The organism is Halorarius litoreus, assembly GCF_024362405.1.
GTDB classification, from domain to species: Archaea; Halobacteriota; Halobacteria; order Halobacteriales; family Haloarculaceae; genus Halorarius; species Halorarius litoreus.
Window position 1 is genome coordinate 695,927 of record NZ_CP101454.1, and the last position, 14,236, is coordinate 710,162.

Sequence of the window (14,236 nt, forward strand, 5' to 3'; positions counted from 1 at the left end):
ATCCCGAGGCATCGCTCGCCAACCACGAGACGCGGTCCGTAACTCCGCTGTCTGAGAGGGCATAGTCCGACTCTCGGAGAGACCGTGCGGTCGTTGGGCCCCAGGTCTGACAAGCCCAACCACTTTTCGCCGTCGTCACGACCGCTAGCGAGCGCTGCCGCTTGTCCTGTCAGTAGTGGACTCGTCGAGTGGTTTCGATGCATCGGACGGGACCACACTCGCGTGTACGAGCCGTGAACGGGTGTCTAAGTACGCCACGTGTGGACACGACGGGAACGAGAGAATCCCCACACGCTCACGCGCCCGTGTGTGAACCGAGAACCCAGTCACACCAGCCCGGTTTACGTGTCACCCAGATTGTGTGCTGGCTGCCGAGATCGGTGCTATCGTGAGCCCGTGGCCAGTTTCAACAGAAGTAATTGTATTATCGGCTAACAAAAATATTTAGACAGCTCTGCGTGTACACAGACACATGAGAAAACTGGACGAGATCGCTGCAGACCGACTCAGAGCGGCACTCGACGACGCCGAGGATGCGAAGGCCGCAAAGCGGCTGATGGTCGCCATCGCGTACAAGGACGGCGTGGACGTCGAGACGATCTCCCGGCGGTACGGAATCCCCCAGTCGACAGTCTACTACTGGCTCGACCGGTTCGAGTCGATGCCGATCGACGACGCCCTCCGCGACGAGCAACGGCCAGGACGACCGCCCAAGCTCTCGGCAGCGCAGCGAGCGGAGGTCGAATCGTGGCTGGAGGCGTCACCAGCGGCGGTCGACATCGACGCAGACGGCTGGACGGCAACCCTCCTCCGCGACCACATCCACGACACGTTCGACGTCGAGTACTCGGTCGCACACGTCAGCCGGACGTTCCTCGAATGACGCGCGCTGCGGCTCCAAAGAGAACTATTTTCGTCTGAGCTCGTGGGTGTGACTGATTCGGCGGTGAACGGGCCGACGTTCCACAGAGAGAATCATTGTCCGCGGGTAGGAGCGTCGAGAGACATTCTCCGACAGATGCAATGGAACGCCAACAACCAAGCAACTATTCGATTGTTTTTACAAATTGTTCAATCAAATAGATGTCGATGTTTAATAGAGGTCGACGTTTGATACTTCACTCACGCGGACACCACACACGTATCCCCGGATATCGGGTGGATGCCTCGTATTGCCAAGCGGGATGGAGCGCAGTCTCGCGACTGAGATTCGTCCCGGTTGAGCCGTAGTGGATCGTTGACCGTCGCCAGCAGAGTCCAGAGCCCATCGCTGGCGAGTTCCCCGAGTCGTCTCGACGGCCGTGGTGCGGCCCAGGTGTTCCATGATGGTTCTTGGAGCCGGTCTGGACAGTCGTCCGGTGAACGTGTCTGACAACCCGACATAGCAGCTGACGGCGCTGGACTGTGACTCCCCCCGAGTCCGGCGACGCTCTGCACATAGTTCTCTCGTCGGGATTCATCCCACTGGGGCGACACCTGTGGCATTTTTCGACACCACCGAGCCACCGCGAGTCGGTGGTACTACCAAGTTTATTAGTTGCAATTATCTATACGATTATAGTACCCCTCGTCATCAGATGGAATATCATACATTACCCCATGTTCGTTTCTAATACTGGGGCATTCAGCTAAATATCACCCCAAATTAGAATTTATATGAAAATATTTGCCATTCATTCCAAGGTATATTTTCTATGAGGGTGCTGGGTCCTTTGTGGCAAGAGTACTACCGATAATGGGGTTTCTTTCGGGTCGAACGCGTCTCGTATCGAGCTGCTCGGTGTACAACGAGCCGGGATTCTGTTCGGATTGTACTACAATTATCTTTGTACAACGTTCTCACGTTCCGACCTAACACCGACTACGAACCGCTCTGTGCTCACGGCTATCTACCGTGCTATTCCGCCAGGACTCGTGTGGTAGCGGTCGACGCCACGGTTCGCGAGCGACCAGCTAGCGACTGCCTGCAGTTCTTCTCGGCAGTGCCTACAAGAGAACGTCGACCGCGCCCACACGGTCGCCCCCGTTCAGTCGGCCAGGTAGCGGTACTTCGCGCGGTTGAGCGCGTCCGAGAGTCGGAACGTCGTCCAGATGGTGACGGCCAGCGCCGTGATCGAGACGCCGACGAGCCAGCCACTCGAGAAGGTAGTCTGGTAGCCTGCGAGCGGGATGACCCTGACGACGCCGAACTTCAGGACGGTGAAGAGCGTGACGAACAGCAGGCAGAAGAACACCACGACCACGAGAGCCCCCGTCGCTTCCACGAGCCGGCGCTTTCGGCGGTCGTTCTCGTAGTCGTCGCCGATCACTTTCGACCACCAGCTCATAGTGTACGGTGAGGAGTCGTCGTACGCCGACTTTACTGTTTTGCGTGGAGGGGTCACGGCACCACGAGCGGTGCGACGCTCCGATAGACAGCACGTTTAGGATAGCTGCACTCGAAGCAGGTCCAGAGTATGCTTCAGCAACGTCAGCGCGTGGGTCGTTCCTCGCGAGGGTGGCTCGGCCGGCGACCGGTGGGGGCGTGACGGTGCGGTTCGACCAGACGACGCTCCGCGCGTTCTCGCGCGACATCCTCGACGGACTCGGGGGCCCCCCGGAGACGGCACGGCTCGTCACGGAGTCGCTCGTCCGGGCGGACCTCCGGGGGTACGGCACACACGGTATCGGCATCCTCCCGCTGTACGCGGGAATGGTCGACGACGGCGCCATCGACCCGCTCGCGACGCCGACGGTCGACCGTGGCGACGGCGCGACGGTCCGGGTCGACGGGCAGACCGGGTTCGGCCAGCTCGCCGCACGGGAGGCGACCGCCGAGGGCATCGCCGTCGCCGAGGAGTACGGTGTGTCGGTCGTCGGGCTCCGCGACGCCTCCCACATCGGGCCCGTCGGGGAGTTCGCTGAACGGGCCGCCGAGGCGGGGATGGTGTTTCTGGCCTTCACGAACACCGCGGGTGGCGCGACGAACACCGCCGCGTTCGGCGGGGCCGCGCGAACGCTCTCGACCAACCCGGTCGCGTTCGGCGTGCCGACGTTCGACGCCCTCCCGTACGACATCGTCGCGGACTTCGCCACCAGCCAGGTGTCGGGCAGCGTCATCCGAGATCACCACCGAACGGGCGAGCCGCTCGACGACGAGTGGACGACGACGCCGTCGGGCGACCCGGTCGAGAGTCCGGCAGCGTTCATGGCGGGCGAGGGCGCGCTGCTTCCCCTCGGTGGTCGCACGACGGGCCACAAGGGGTACGCGCTCTCGGTGGTCGCAGAGCTGCTCGGGGGGCTCATCGGTCGGAACCCCGTCGTGGGGGAGAACGACCCCGAGTGGCTGGCCAACGGCGGCGCGTTCGTGCTCGTCGACCCGACGGCGTTCCTCTCCGTGGCCGCCATCGAGGACCGCATCGGGCAGTTCGCGGCGCACCTCCACCGGGAGGCCGGCGTTCGCCTCCCCGGCGAGGGCGCACATCAGCGAACACAGACCAATCGCAGTGAGGGTATCGAGATTCCCGAACACGACCTCGTCCCGCTGGCGGAGACGGCTGCTGGCGTGGGCGTCACGCCACCGGCCGAGATACGGGCGGCGCTCGACGGTGCCGAGGACGTCGACGATGACCTCCAGACGTGGTGACTACCCGAAGACGGTGACCACGGCGGCGCCGACCACGACGAGACACGAGGCCGTGATGAGTCGCCAACTGATGTGCTCCAGGTGGCTGAGGAAGGCGTACGCGAGGACGGCGACGATGAGCGGGCTCGTCTGCGTGATGGGCGCGACGACGACGACGCGCGAGACCTTCAGCGCCGCGTAGTAGCCGAGCACGGAGAGCGTGTTCGCCACGGCGGCGGCGAGATACCACTTCGAGTGCGGCTCGCCGAGCAGTCGGTCGAACCGGAGCGTTCCCCGATACCGGAGATAGCCGAGGAATCCGAGTCCCGCGGCGGCCGTCTTCAGCGTCAGCCCGACCAGGATAGGGGTCCCCTCGGCGAAGCCGATGCGGACGAGGTTCGGCTCGGTCGCGAACGCCATCGCGGCGAGCAGTGGTAATCCAAGTGCTGTCACCGAGACGTCCTCACCGCGCTCCGCGCCCGAGTTCGTCGTCTCCCACGAGATCGCCGCGATGCCGACGACGATGAGCAGGATGCCGCCGGTGTGCGCCGTCGTGAGCGTCTCCCCGAGGAGGAGGACGGCGATGAGCGAGGCGAACAGCGGCATCGACGATTTCAACGGTTCGGTTCGCCCCGCTCCGATGCGGTCGATGGAGTCGTAGTAGAGCAGTCGGCCGAGGAACGTCCCCATGAACCCCGCCGCAACGAAGGAGAGCAGCGAGCGGAGCGTCAGCCCGTAGTCGGGGAAGTGGATGACTGCCGCCGCGGGCAGGAACACGAGGAAGTTCACACCCAGGCTGAGGAGAACGGCCTGCCGGACGCTGCCGTGTTCGGCGCCCACCCGAACGAGCACCACCTGCACGGAGACGGTGAGCGCGACGAACGCCGAGAGTGCCACTCCCAACAGCGGCAACGAGCTTCCTGCCATCGACCGGTTATCGTGAACCTAATACTTAATACGACATGCCGGAACCTGCCAGATATGGAGTTCAACTTCGACCTGGGCGTCGGCGCCCAGGAAGAGTTCGTCCGTCAGTCACGACGTTTTACTGCTGGTGACCTGCTCCGAAAGGGAGCACGGATGTATCAGGACCGCATCGCGATCAGCGAGCCGAACCACGAGGTGACGTACACCGAGTTGAACGAGCGCGTGAACGCGTTCGGGAACGCACTCCTCGACCGTGGCTACGAGCCCGGTGAGGCGACCGTCGCGGTCCTCTCGGAGAACCGCGGGGAGTTCATCGAGGTGCTGTTCTCCGGTGCGAAGCTCGGCTGGCTCGTACCCACCCTGAACTGGCGCCTCGAGCGCGACGAACTCGTCCACTGCGTCGACCTCGTCGAGCCCGACGTCCTGGTCGTCTCGGAACGGTACCGCGAGAAAGCCGAGTGGATCGAGACCGCGGCCGACTCCGACCCGACCATCGTCAACCTGGACGGCGGCGACGGCGACCTGGACTACGAGTCGCTCGTCGCCGAGGGCGACGCCGCCGAGCCCGCCCCCGACCACGACATCGACCCCGAACAGGGTCTGGTCGTCCTCTACACCTCCGGGACGACCGGCCTGCCGAAAGGCGTGGTCATCAGCCACCGCGCGTGGCTCGCACGGGGCTACACCTACATCATCGACTTCGACCTGCAGAAGGGCGACGGCCAGCTCGCCTGGCCGCCGCTGTTCCACATCGTCTCGGCGGACTGGCTCCCCGCGGTGTTCACCGTCGGCGGCACCTTCTACCCCGTCGACGGGTTCGATACGGCCCGCATCGTCGACATCCTCGAGGAAGACGGCGGGGGCATCGGCTGGCTGGTACTGCTTCCCGGCGTCGTCGAGCGGTTGCTGGAGTACGTCGAGGAGCACGACATCGACCCGACCTCGGAGTTCCGCGACATTCGGAACATCGGCGCACTCGTCGACCTCATCGACCCGAAGAAGGTCGAACGCGTCACCGAAACGTTCGACATGCCGTTCAAGAACTCCTACGGCGCGACCGAGAACGGGAACGTGCTCAGCGCGGGCAACGACATCCCGAAGGGCGTCCGGCCGACCGACGACGACCTGCCGAAAGCCGAGTCCTCGTTCGTCGACCTGAAGCTCATCGACGAGGACTGGAACGAAGTCGAGGGGCGCGGCGAACTCGCGACGCGCGGCCCGACGCTGTGTAGCGGCTACATCAAGAACGAGGAAGCGAACCGCGAGGACTTCAAGGACGGCTGGTTCCGCACGGGCGACATCTTCGTCCACGACGAGGACGAGGGGAGCTACCACTTCGTCAACCGACGGAAGTACCTCATCAAGAGCGGCGGCGAGAACATCTACCCGGCCGAGATCGAGAAGGTGCTGCTCGAACACGAGGCCATCGAGGAGGCCGTCGTCGTGCGCGTGCCGGACGAGAAGTGGGGCGAGGTGCCCAGAGCCGTCGTCAGCACCTACGACGAGAGCGCCATCGACGTCGACGAGCTGATGGAGCGACTGTCCGAACAGCTCGCGAACTACAAGCTCCCCCAGTACTTCGACATCGTCCACCCCGACGAGTTCCCGCGGTCGGCGACCGGGAAGGTCGTCCGGGACGACGTCGAGGCCTGGGACATCGACGAGCAGTCCCGCGTCCGAGAGGTCTGAGCGGCACCGCTCCCTCGGAACGGGCAGGTCGAGCACGCTACACAGGTGGGAACGCTTTTTACCGCCGCTCCTGACGTGACGCGTGTGTCATCTCGAACCATCGGCGTCATCGGCGCCGGCACGATGGGCAGTGGTATCGCACAGCTCGCCGCACAGAACGGCTTCGACGTCGTCATGCGCGACATCGAACAGGAGCTGGTCGACGATGGGCTCGCACGCATCGAAACGGACCTGCGCGAGGCGGAGGAGCGCGAGATCATCGAGGACGCCGCCGCCGCCTTCGAGCACGTCTCCGGGACGACCGAGCTCGAAGCCGTCGCCGACGAGGCGTCGTTCATCGTCGAGGCCGCCCCCGAGGAGATGGAGATCAAGCAGGCCATCTTCGAGGAGCTAGACGAGCTGGCCGACCCCGACGTGGTGCTCGGGTCGAACACCTCCTCGCTCTCGATCACCGACATCGCGAGCGTCACCGACCACCCCGGCCGCGTCATCGGCACGCACTTCTTCAACCCGCCGGTGAAGATGAAGCTCGTCGAACTCATCACCGGCCACCACACGAGCGACGAGACGCTCGACCGCGCCGAAGCCCTGGCCGAAGACCTCGGCCGCGAGAGCATCGTCGTCGACGACTTCCCCGGCTTCGCCACCTCCCGGCTCGGGCTCGTGCTCGGGATGGAAGCCGCCCGGATGGTCCAGGAGGGCGTCGCCTCCGCGGAGGACATCGACACGGCGATGGAGATGGGGTACAACCACCCCGTCGGCCCGCTCAAGCTCGGCGACTACAACGGCTGGGACGTCCGCGTCGAGGTCGGCGAGTACCTCGCCGACGAACTCGGTGCCGACGTCTACCGCCCCCCACAGATCGTCAAGAAGATGGTTCGAGCGGGGGACTACGGCGTCAAGACCGGGCGTGGGTTCTACGACTGGGACGAGGAGTGAGCCGTCGCGATGCCGACGCGCTACGCCGAAGACCTCGCGGTCGGTGACGAGTTCACCTTCGGCAGTCACACCGTCACCACCGAGGAGATAATCGAGTTCGCCGAGGAGTTCGACCCCCAGCCGTTCCACACGGACGAGGCTGCCGCGACGGAGTCGATGTTCGGCGGGCTGGTCGCCAGCGGCTGGCACGTCGTCTCCCTGACGAACCGGATGCTCACCGACTCGGTATTCAGCAACATCGCCCTACAGGGCGGCCACGGGACGGACGAGGTCCGCTTTCCTGCGCCGACCCGGCCCGGCGATACCCTCTCCGGAACCGTCGAAATCGTCGACATCTCGGAGCCCGAGCACCGACCCCAGCACCGTGACGTGGACTTCGCCGTCACGACGCGGAACGACGACGGCCCCGTCCTGACGATGACCAATCTCGGCATCGTCGCGCGGCGCGAGTCCGCAGACGAGGACTGACGTTACTCGGGCATCCGCTCGGGCCCGACGATGTACGTCGAGATCTTCCCGTCGGTGAGTTCGACCCAGCCCATGAACGGCTGGGTGCTGCCGTCCGGGCCGACGACCTCTGCCCGGAACGCGCCCTTGCCGTCGGCGTAGACGGCGTCGCGGACCTTGTGCTCGATGCCCTCTGTCTGCATCTCGCCGATGCGATCGTCGAGGAACTCGAAGACCTCGTCGCGACCGCTGTGGGTGTCGGTCGTGCTGCCGGTGTGGCCGTCGTGTTCCCAGACCTGCGTGTGGACCCACTCGACGTCGTCGTGCATCACCGTCACCGCGGTTTCGGCGTCGGCACCGTCGATGGAGTCGAAGTACGTTCCCTGCAACAGCTCCAGCAAGTCGTCACTGCTCGTGACTTGTGATGGCATACCAGTTCGAGACTGACGGGCCTGCTACATAGTCCAATCGGTCAGAGCGCCCCCTAGACGGGCTCACTCGGTCGCCACGTCGCGGGCGTGCCGCCCGGCCTGGTAGCCGAAGACGACGTTCGGGCCGAGCGTGGCACCCGCGCCGGCGTAGCCCATCCCCATGACGTGTGCGGTGCTGTTCGAGGCGGCGAACAGCCCCGGAATCGGCTCCTCGTGGACGTCGAGGACCGCACCGTCCGGTCGCGTGACGAGCCCGCCTTTCGTGCCGATGATGCCGCTGTGCACCTCGATGGCGTAGAACGGCGGCTCGTCGAGCGGGCCGAGGTTCGGGTGGTCGGTGTCCGGGTCGCCGACGAAGTTGTCGTAGGCGGTCTGCCCGCGCCCGAATTCGGGGTCCTCACCCCGCCGCGCGTGTTCGTTGAACTGCTCGACGGTCGCTTCGAGGCCATCGGGGTCGACGCCGAGTACCTCGGCGAGTTCGCGGAGCGTCTCCCCCGCGGCGAGTTCGTCCGGCGTCTGCTCGTTCAGCGATTCGTCCGCGCCCAGTCGCTGGTCGCGCCAGCCGACCGTGTCGTCGTCCGACTCACCCGCCAGCAGCTGATAGCGGTCGCGGAACTGCTGGTCGACGACCATGTACGCCGGGAGGTTCCGGGCGCCGTAGCGCCCCGGGTCGAAGTCGTGGAGCGTCTTCGTCAGGTCGTGGTAGTTGCCTGCCTCGTTGCAGAACCGCTCGCCGTCCTCGTTCACGAAGATGGAGCCCGGGAGAGTCCGTCCCCAGTTCATCTTGTACAGCGGGGAGCCGTCCTCCCAGTGCTGGCCGTGCGCTCGACTCGCGGGGAACCACCACGCCTCGTTCATGTTGCCGAGCTTGGCGCCGACGTCCATCCCGATCGTGACGCCGTCGCCCTCGACCGAGGGCGGGGTCATCGGCGCGTCGACGGGGCCGCGGAGGAAGTTCTCGCGCATGTCCTCGTCCCAGTCGATTCCGCCGGCCGCGATGACGACGGCCCCGGCTTCGATGGCGAGTTCCTCGCCGCCGCGCTCGGCGAGGAGCCCGACGACGTCGTCGCCGTCGGTGACGAGTTCGCGTCCGGCGGTCCCGGTTTCGAACCGCACGCCCGCGTCGAGACAGCCCTCGTAGAGCCCGGCGACGAGCGCGCGGCCGGTCGCCAGTTTGTCCGCCTCGGCACGCCGCTGGAGTTTCTCGAAGTCCGCGACCTTCGGGAACTTCGCGTGGCCGCCCGCCTCGTACACCTCGCTGGCGGGGACCGGGAGTTCGTGGTGGGGGTCGTCTCTGACGGCGTCTAGGTCATCGCCTAGGCGGGCGCCGTCGAACACCGTCGGCTCGATCATGTTGCCGTCGTCGCTCGCTTCCGCCCAGTCGGTGTGGTAGTCCGGGTAGCCCGCGAACTGGAACACCAGGTTCGTCCGGGCTTCGATGAAGTCGACGACGTCGGGCGCGAGGTCGACGAACGTCTCGATGAGTGCGTCGTCGACCCGCTCACCGGCGACCCGGCGGATGTAGGCTTCGACCTGTTCGGGGGGCTGGCGACCGACCGCGTCGACGGCCGGCCGGCTGTTCGGGAGCCAGAGCCCACCACCGGAGACGGCCGTTGTGCCCCCAATTTTCGGTGCCTTCTCGACGACGAGGACGTCGGCAGGTCTCGCAGCGAGGGCGGCGACGAGCCCTGCGCCACCGGACCCGACCACGACGATGTCCGTCGAGCGATTCCACGAGGACGGCGGATCGACTGTCATAGCCACACAAGGACAGCACTCGCCCTAATTCTTCTCCCACCTAGAGCAGCCGGAGGTCGCTCCAGCCCGTCTCGTCGTCGTAGTCGGCGGTGTAGACGAACCGCATCGTGATCGACTCGATCTTCCACGCCCCATCGACGCGCCGGTACGCGTCGCGATACCAGCCCTGTCGCCACGCGCCGCTCCCGTCGGCGAACGTCAGCGGCGACTCGATGTACCAGCGGCCAGTCGCCTCGTCGCCGTCGATGTCGAGAATCGGGTTCGAGAGCATGTGTGCCGACCCCTGGAGCTGGGCTTCGACGAACTCGGCGGCGAACCGTTCGAGTCCCTCCTGTCCCTCGTAGACACCCATCCCACCGAAGTCGAGCGTCGGGTCGGAGACGAACAGGTCGACGAACGGCTCCCAGTCCTGTTCGTCGACGTAGTAGCAGTACTTCGCGCGCAGTTCCTTCAGTTCCTCCCGGTCGACGAGTCGCTGGAGTCGGTCGGCGTCCATCATGCGACGAGGTTCAGCGACCGGCGAGTTAACAGTTTGCCAGCGGTCATACTGACTTCGATACGTCAGTTCGGTATCGACCGCACGGATTCGTGCGGTCGAACCGAGACACAGGTGCAGCAGTCAGCATCAGTCGTCGGCGTAGACGCGCCAGACCCCCTGCGCAGTCGCGATTGCCTCGCCGGTCTCGGCGTCTTCGAGCGTCCCGTCGACGACCGCACTCGACGAGCCGGTCCGGACGATCTCGCCCGTCGCGACCATGTCGCTTGCCGCCGGCGACAGGAAGTTCGTGTTCAGGTTGATGGTCGGCCCGCTGGTCACCGGTTGGTCGGCGACCGCCGCCATGATGGTGAACCCCATCACGGTGTCGAGATAGGCGACGACCATCCCGCCGTGGAGTGCGCCGCCCATCCCGGGGTTCGCCCACTCCTGGTTGTGGGGGATGGACGCTTCGAGAACGCCGTCGTCGAACGATTCGAACGTGATGCCCATGTCCCTGATGAGTGGGTGATCGTGAGCGTGCTGACGAAGTTGTTCGAGCGGATTCTCGCCTTCGGGGTTGAAACCGGTGTTCTCGCCGTACTGGTCGCTGTACTTCCGCTCCGAGTCGTCCTCAGTCATGGGTCGGTGTGACGGTGATGTGGAAAGCGTCCTCGTCGGCGTCGCCGCCCTGGAGCTGAATCGCGCGTTCGATCTCGTCGAGGCCGAGGGTGTGCGAGTGGAGCTGGTCGAGGTCGTAGTCGCCGGCCTCGATGACGTCGATGGCGCGCTCGAACGACCAGGCGCGCGTGCCGAGCGTCCCCTCGATGCTGATGTTGTCGAGGACCACCTCGTCCGAGACGAACCCGTCGACCTCGCGCATTCCCTTGGTGCCTGCGAGCACGACGGTGCCACCCGGCCGGACGACGTCGATAGCATCGACGACCGACTGGGTCGCGCCGGGCGTCGTGTCGACGACGACGTCGACGCCCCGTCCGTCGGTGATGGCGTCGACGCGCCCGGCGAGCGACTCGGTGCCGACGTCGACCGTGTGGGTCGCACCGAACTCCTCGGCGATGGCGAGGCGGTCTGCGTCGCGCGTGAGACCCGTGGCGACGATTGGCCCACAGCCGGCTTCGGCCGCGGCGATGACCGCAGAGAGCCCGCGCTGTCCCGGGCCGAGGACGAGTACCGACTCGCCGACCTCGGCGCTGCCGGCCCGACACACCCACTCGAAGCCGGCGCCGAGCGGGTTGAAGAAGGTGGCATCCTCGATGGAGACGTCGTGTGAGAGCTGGTGGACGACCGTTCCGGGGCGCAACAGCATCCGCTCGGCGAACCCACCCCAGATGCCGGCGCCGACCGACAGCGAGGTGGTGCCGTAGATGAACCGCTGGTCGCAGATGGTGTACTCACCACGGGTACAGAACTCGCAGACGCCACAGGGCGCGAACGGCTCGATGGCGACGCGGTCGCCGACCGCGACGTCCCAGCGGTCGCTGGCGTCGGCGCCGATCGCTTCGATCACGCCGACCGGCTCGTGGCCGAGGACGACCGGGTACTCGAACAGGCCGCTGTCGTCCATCTCGCCGATGTAGCGCTCGTAGTCGGCACCGCAGATGCCACAGCCTTCGACGCGGACCAGCGCTTCCCCGGTTCCGATCTCGTCAGGGACGTCGAGGTCACGGAGCTCGAGCTCCCGCGCGGCCGTCTGGACGGCTGCGCGCGTCGTCGTCATCGTCGGCTCCCTCCTCCCAGTGTTGCCTCCATCTCACTCCTCCACGGGAACGTCGACTTCGATCTCGACGAGATACTCCGGGCCTGCCAGTTGCTCGACGCCGAGGACGGTGTGGCAGGGATAGGGCGCCGAGAACACCGACTGGTAGACCTCGTCGTAGTCGGGGAAGCGCTCGTGAGGGTCGACGATGTGGGCTTTGACCTTCACCACGTCGCTCATGTCTCGGTCGATTTCGGCCAGGATGGCCTCGACGTTGGCGAACGCCTGCCGGGTCTGTGCCGTGATGTCGTCGCCGGCGAGGTTGCGGTCGCCATCCATCCCGACCTGCCCCGAGATGTAGAAGGTGCCATCGGCGACGATAGCGTGACTGTAGCCGTATTCCGAGGAATCCGGCGCTGACTCTGGATTGATGTGACGGCGCACCATACCACACACTCCCCGAGTAGCCCCAAAACGTTGCTGGTCAGGCGCACGCTACTAGGCGCACGAACCCACCGGGGGTGTTACGGCTCGTGGAACGAGTCGTAAAACCGGTGTTTCACGTCCGGATTCACCTTGCAATCGACGACGACCGGGCAGTCCGGTGGCGCCGAGAGATTGCCGGCGATGTCGTCCACGTCGTCTGGCGACCGGACGGTGTGGCCCGTCGCGCCGAACCCCTCGGCGACGGCCGCGATGTCGGGCGTCTCGATGAGCGCGGCATCGGTGTGGCCACCCCGAGCGGCCAACTGCTGGTACTCGGAGCCGAGTGCGTCGTCGTTCATCACGATGATGACCGCGTTCAGGTCGTGTCGGACGGCGGTGTTCAGCTCCTGCAGCGTCATCATGAACCCGCCGTCGCCACAGACGATGACCGGCGTCCGGTCGGTGAGCGTCCGAGTCGCGCCCAGCCCGATGGGGAGCCCCATCCCGACGGCGCCGAAGTCGATGGTCCAGATGTAGTCGTCGGGATGGGTGATGGTCATACCGTCGAGCACCCAGTTGATGAAGTGGCCGCCGTCGGTGACGAGCAGCCGGTCGTCCGGGAGGTACTCGTCGAACTTCGGAACGACGTCGCGCGGGTCGACGCGGCCGGACACGGCCGGAAACTCGCGCTGGTCGAACGGCGACGCGTCGGCGATCCGACGCTCGCGGTTCGCGGTCCAGAAGCTCTCGGCGAAGTCGACCTCCCGGCGGTCGAGTTCCGCCAGGAGTGCGGCCGCGGTTCCCTTCGCGTCTCCGGCGAGCCCGACGTCGACGGCGCTGTGACGGCCGATACTCGCCGGGTCGGCGTCGACGTGGACGACCGTCGCGCCGTCGAGGAGTCGTCCCTCGTCGGTCGTGTGGTCGTTGAGGCTACAGCCGACGGCCAGTACGAACTCGCTTTGCCCGACGGATTCGTTCGCGAGGGTCGTCCCGAACGTGCCCGCGAAGCCGACGTTAAACGGGTGGTCGGCGAAGTAGCCCTGTGCCTGGAGCGTCGTCGCCAGCAGTGCCCCGGTGCGCTCGGCGATGCCGACGAGCTCGTCTCTCGCGTCGGCTTCGACTGCGCCCTCCCCCGCGAGGACGACGGGCGGGACCGTCGCATCGGAGTCGAGATACGCGTCGACTGCCGCCTCGATGTCGGCGGCGGGGGGTGCACAGCGTGTTCGGGTGGGCGTCGCCATCGGGGCGCCGAGTGCCGTGTCTCGCCAGTCGTCGTCCACGTCGAGTTCGGCATCGATGACGTCCCACGGAACCTGGACGGCGATGGGGCCGCCGTCGTGGTGCAGTCGCCGGAAGACGTCCGTGAACACCGGGACGAGCCGCTCTGCGTCCCGGACCTGTTCGACGTCGCCGACCATCGTTTCGAGGTAGGTCTGCTGCTGGAAGGCTTTGACGTCCTCGGTCGCGGACAGCGGCGTCTCTGGAACGACGAGCAGGACCTTCGACCCCTTCTCGCGAGCGGTACCGATGGCCGTGCCCGTCTGGGCGATCGCCGGCCCGCGACCGATGGCAGCCACACCGACCTGCCCAGATGCGCGTGCGTAGCCGTCGGCCATGGCGACCGCCGCCTGTTCGTGGCGCGCTTCGACGACCTCGATGTCGTCAGCCCACGCCGCCTGTATCGTCGAGGTGAGGCCCATAATGTCCTCGGCCATCAGCGTGAAGACCGTGTCCACGCCCTGTGCGTCGAGGAACTGGATGATTGCGTCGTGTACGTGCATTGTTCTACCAATCGAGCAGTCCGTCCCGATGAGCCTGCCCGC

General features: G+C 65.9%; 14 protein-coding genes. 5 read left to right on the forward strand and 9 right to left on the reverse strand.

Annotated elements, in window-relative coordinates:
- Positions 1-472 precede the first annotated feature (472 nt).
- On the forward strand, positions 473-883 hold the full coding sequence (locus NL126_RS03600) for a helix-turn-helix domain-containing protein (RefSeq protein ID WP_255197545.1): 411 nt from the start codon (positions 473-475) through the stop codon (positions 881-883).
- Positions 884-2,027: 1,144 nt separating this feature from the next.
- On the opposite strand, the gene NL126_RS03605 is transcribed toward NL126_RS03600, so the two are convergent.
- Positions 2,028-2,327, reverse strand: a complete 300-nt coding sequence (locus NL126_RS03605) for a hypothetical protein (RefSeq protein ID WP_255197546.1) — start codon at positions 2,325-2,327, stop codon at positions 2,028-2,030.
- A gap of 197 nt (positions 2,328-2,524) precedes the next feature.
- Between NL126_RS03605 and NL126_RS03610 the strand changes: the two genes are divergently transcribed.
- Complete coding sequence (locus tag NL126_RS03610) at positions 2,525-3,625, forward strand: Ldh family oxidoreductase (RefSeq protein ID WP_255197547.1); 1,101 nt, start codon at positions 2,525-2,527, stop codon at positions 3,623-3,625.
- On the opposite strand, the gene NL126_RS03615 is transcribed toward NL126_RS03610, so the two are convergent.
- Entirely contained in the window at positions 3,626-4,531 is a 906-nt protein-coding gene (locus NL126_RS03615) for a DMT family transporter (RefSeq protein ID WP_255197548.1), read from the reverse strand.
- A 54-nt stretch (positions 4,532-4,585) separates the two neighbouring features.
- Here NL126_RS03615 and NL126_RS03620 point away from each other — a divergent pair, with 54 nt between their 5' ends.
- The 3 genes from NL126_RS03620 to NL126_RS03630 all read left to right on the forward strand — a co-directional run bounded on the left by NL126_RS03620 (position 4,586) and on the right by NL126_RS03630 (position 7,627).
- Entirely contained in the window at positions 4,586-6,220 is a 1,635-nt protein-coding gene (locus tag NL126_RS03620) for a class I adenylate-forming enzyme family protein (RefSeq protein ID WP_255197549.1), read from the forward strand.
- A gap of 84 nt (positions 6,221-6,304) precedes the next feature.
- Positions 6,305-7,159 carry a 3-hydroxyacyl-CoA dehydrogenase family protein gene (locus tag NL126_RS03625; protein WP_255197550.1) on the forward strand — a complete coding sequence of 285 codons (855 nt, stop codon included), beginning with the start codon at positions 6,305-6,307 and terminating at the stop codon, positions 7,157-7,159.
- A 9-nt stretch (positions 7,160-7,168) separates the two neighbouring features.
- Positions 7,169-7,627, forward strand: coding sequence for a MaoC/PaaZ C-terminal domain-containing protein (locus NL126_RS03630; protein WP_255197551.1), 459 nt, complete (start codon positions 7,169-7,171; stop codon positions 7,625-7,627).
- 2 nt (positions 7,628-7,629) lie between these two features.
- Here NL126_RS03630 and NL126_RS03635 read toward each other — a convergent pair whose 3' ends face one another.
- The 7 genes from NL126_RS03635 to NL126_RS03665 all read right to left on the reverse strand — a co-directional run bounded on the left by NL126_RS03635 (position 7,630) and on the right by NL126_RS03665 (position 14,194).
- Positions 7,630-8,037, reverse strand: a complete 408-nt coding sequence (locus NL126_RS03635; protein WP_255197552.1) for a nuclear transport factor 2 family protein — start codon at positions 8,035-8,037, stop codon at positions 7,630-7,632.
- Between the two features lie 63 nt (positions 8,038-8,100).
- Positions 8,101-9,795 carry an FAD-dependent oxidoreductase gene (locus NL126_RS03640; protein WP_255197553.1) on the reverse strand — a complete coding sequence of 565 codons (1,695 nt, stop codon included), beginning with the start codon at positions 9,793-9,795 and terminating at the stop codon, positions 8,101-8,103.
- Between the two features lie 40 nt (positions 9,796-9,835).
- A complete protein-coding gene (locus NL126_RS03645; protein WP_255197554.1) occupies positions 9,836-10,294 on the reverse strand; it encodes a nuclear transport factor 2 family protein in 459 nt (152 codons plus the stop codon).
- Positions 10,295-10,420: 126 nt separating this feature from the next.
- Positions 10,421-10,912 carry a PaaI family thioesterase gene (locus NL126_RS03650; RefSeq protein WP_255197555.1) on the reverse strand — a complete coding sequence of 164 codons (492 nt, stop codon included), beginning with the start codon at positions 10,910-10,912 and terminating at the stop codon, positions 10,421-10,423.
- Entirely contained in the window at positions 10,905-12,008 is a 1,104-nt protein-coding gene (locus NL126_RS03655; protein ID WP_255197556.1) for a zinc-dependent alcohol dehydrogenase, read from the reverse strand. The genes NL126_RS03650 and NL126_RS03655 overlap by 8 nt, the downstream gene beginning before the upstream one ends.
- Positions 12,009-12,041: 33 nt before the next feature.
- Positions 12,042-12,434 (reverse strand): RidA family protein, encoded by a 393-nt coding sequence (locus NL126_RS03660; protein WP_255197557.1) that lies wholly within the window; start codon positions 12,432-12,434, stop codon positions 12,042-12,044.
- Between the two features lie 77 nt (positions 12,435-12,511).
- A complete protein-coding gene (locus tag NL126_RS03665; protein ID WP_255197558.1) occupies positions 12,512-14,194 on the reverse strand; it encodes a thiamine pyrophosphate-binding protein in 1,683 nt (560 codons plus the stop codon).
- Between the last annotated feature and the right edge of the window lie 42 nt (positions 14,195-14,236).

Coding starts and splice junctions, on each gene's coding strand:
- NL126_RS03600 (WP_255197545.1), top strand. CDS start 473: ATGAGAAAACTGGACGAGATCGCTGCAGACCGACTCAGAGCGGCACTC.
- NL126_RS03605 (WP_255197546.1), bottom strand. CDS start 2,327: ATGAGCTGGTGGTCGAAAGTGATCGGCGACGACTACGAGAACGACCGC.
- NL126_RS03615 (WP_255197548.1), bottom strand. CDS start 4,531: ATGGCAGGAAGCTCGTTGCCGCTGTTGGGAGTGGCACTCTCGGCGTTC.
- NL126_RS03620 (WP_255197549.1), top strand. CDS start 4,586: ATGGAGTTCAACTTCGACCTGGGCGTCGGCGCCCAGGAAGAGTTCGTC.
- NL126_RS03630 (WP_255197551.1), top strand. CDS start 7,169: ATGCCGACGCGCTACGCCGAAGACCTCGCGGTCGGTGACGAGTTCACC.
- NL126_RS03635 (WP_255197552.1), bottom strand. CDS start 8,037: ATGCCATCACAAGTCACGAGCAGTGACGACTTGCTGGAGCTGTTGCAG.
- NL126_RS03640 (WP_255197553.1), bottom strand. CDS start 9,795: ATGACAGTCGATCCGCCGTCCTCGTGGAATCGCTCGACGGACATCGTC.
- NL126_RS03645 (WP_255197554.1), bottom strand. CDS start 10,294: ATGATGGACGCCGACCGACTCCAGCGACTCGTCGACCGGGAGGAACTG.
- NL126_RS03650 (WP_255197555.1), bottom strand. CDS start 10,912: ATGACTGAGGACGACTCGGAGCGGAAGTACAGCGACCAGTACGGCGAG.
- NL126_RS03655 (WP_255197556.1), bottom strand. CDS start 12,008: ATGACGACGACGCGCGCAGCCGTCCAGACGGCCGCGCGGGAGCTCGAG.
- NL126_RS03660 (WP_255197557.1), bottom strand. CDS start 12,434: ATGGTGCGCCGTCACATCAATCCAGAGTCAGCGCCGGATTCCTCGGAA.
- NL126_RS03665 (WP_255197558.1), bottom strand. CDS start 14,194: ATGCACGTACACGACGCAATCATCCAGTTCCTCGACGCACAGGGCGTG.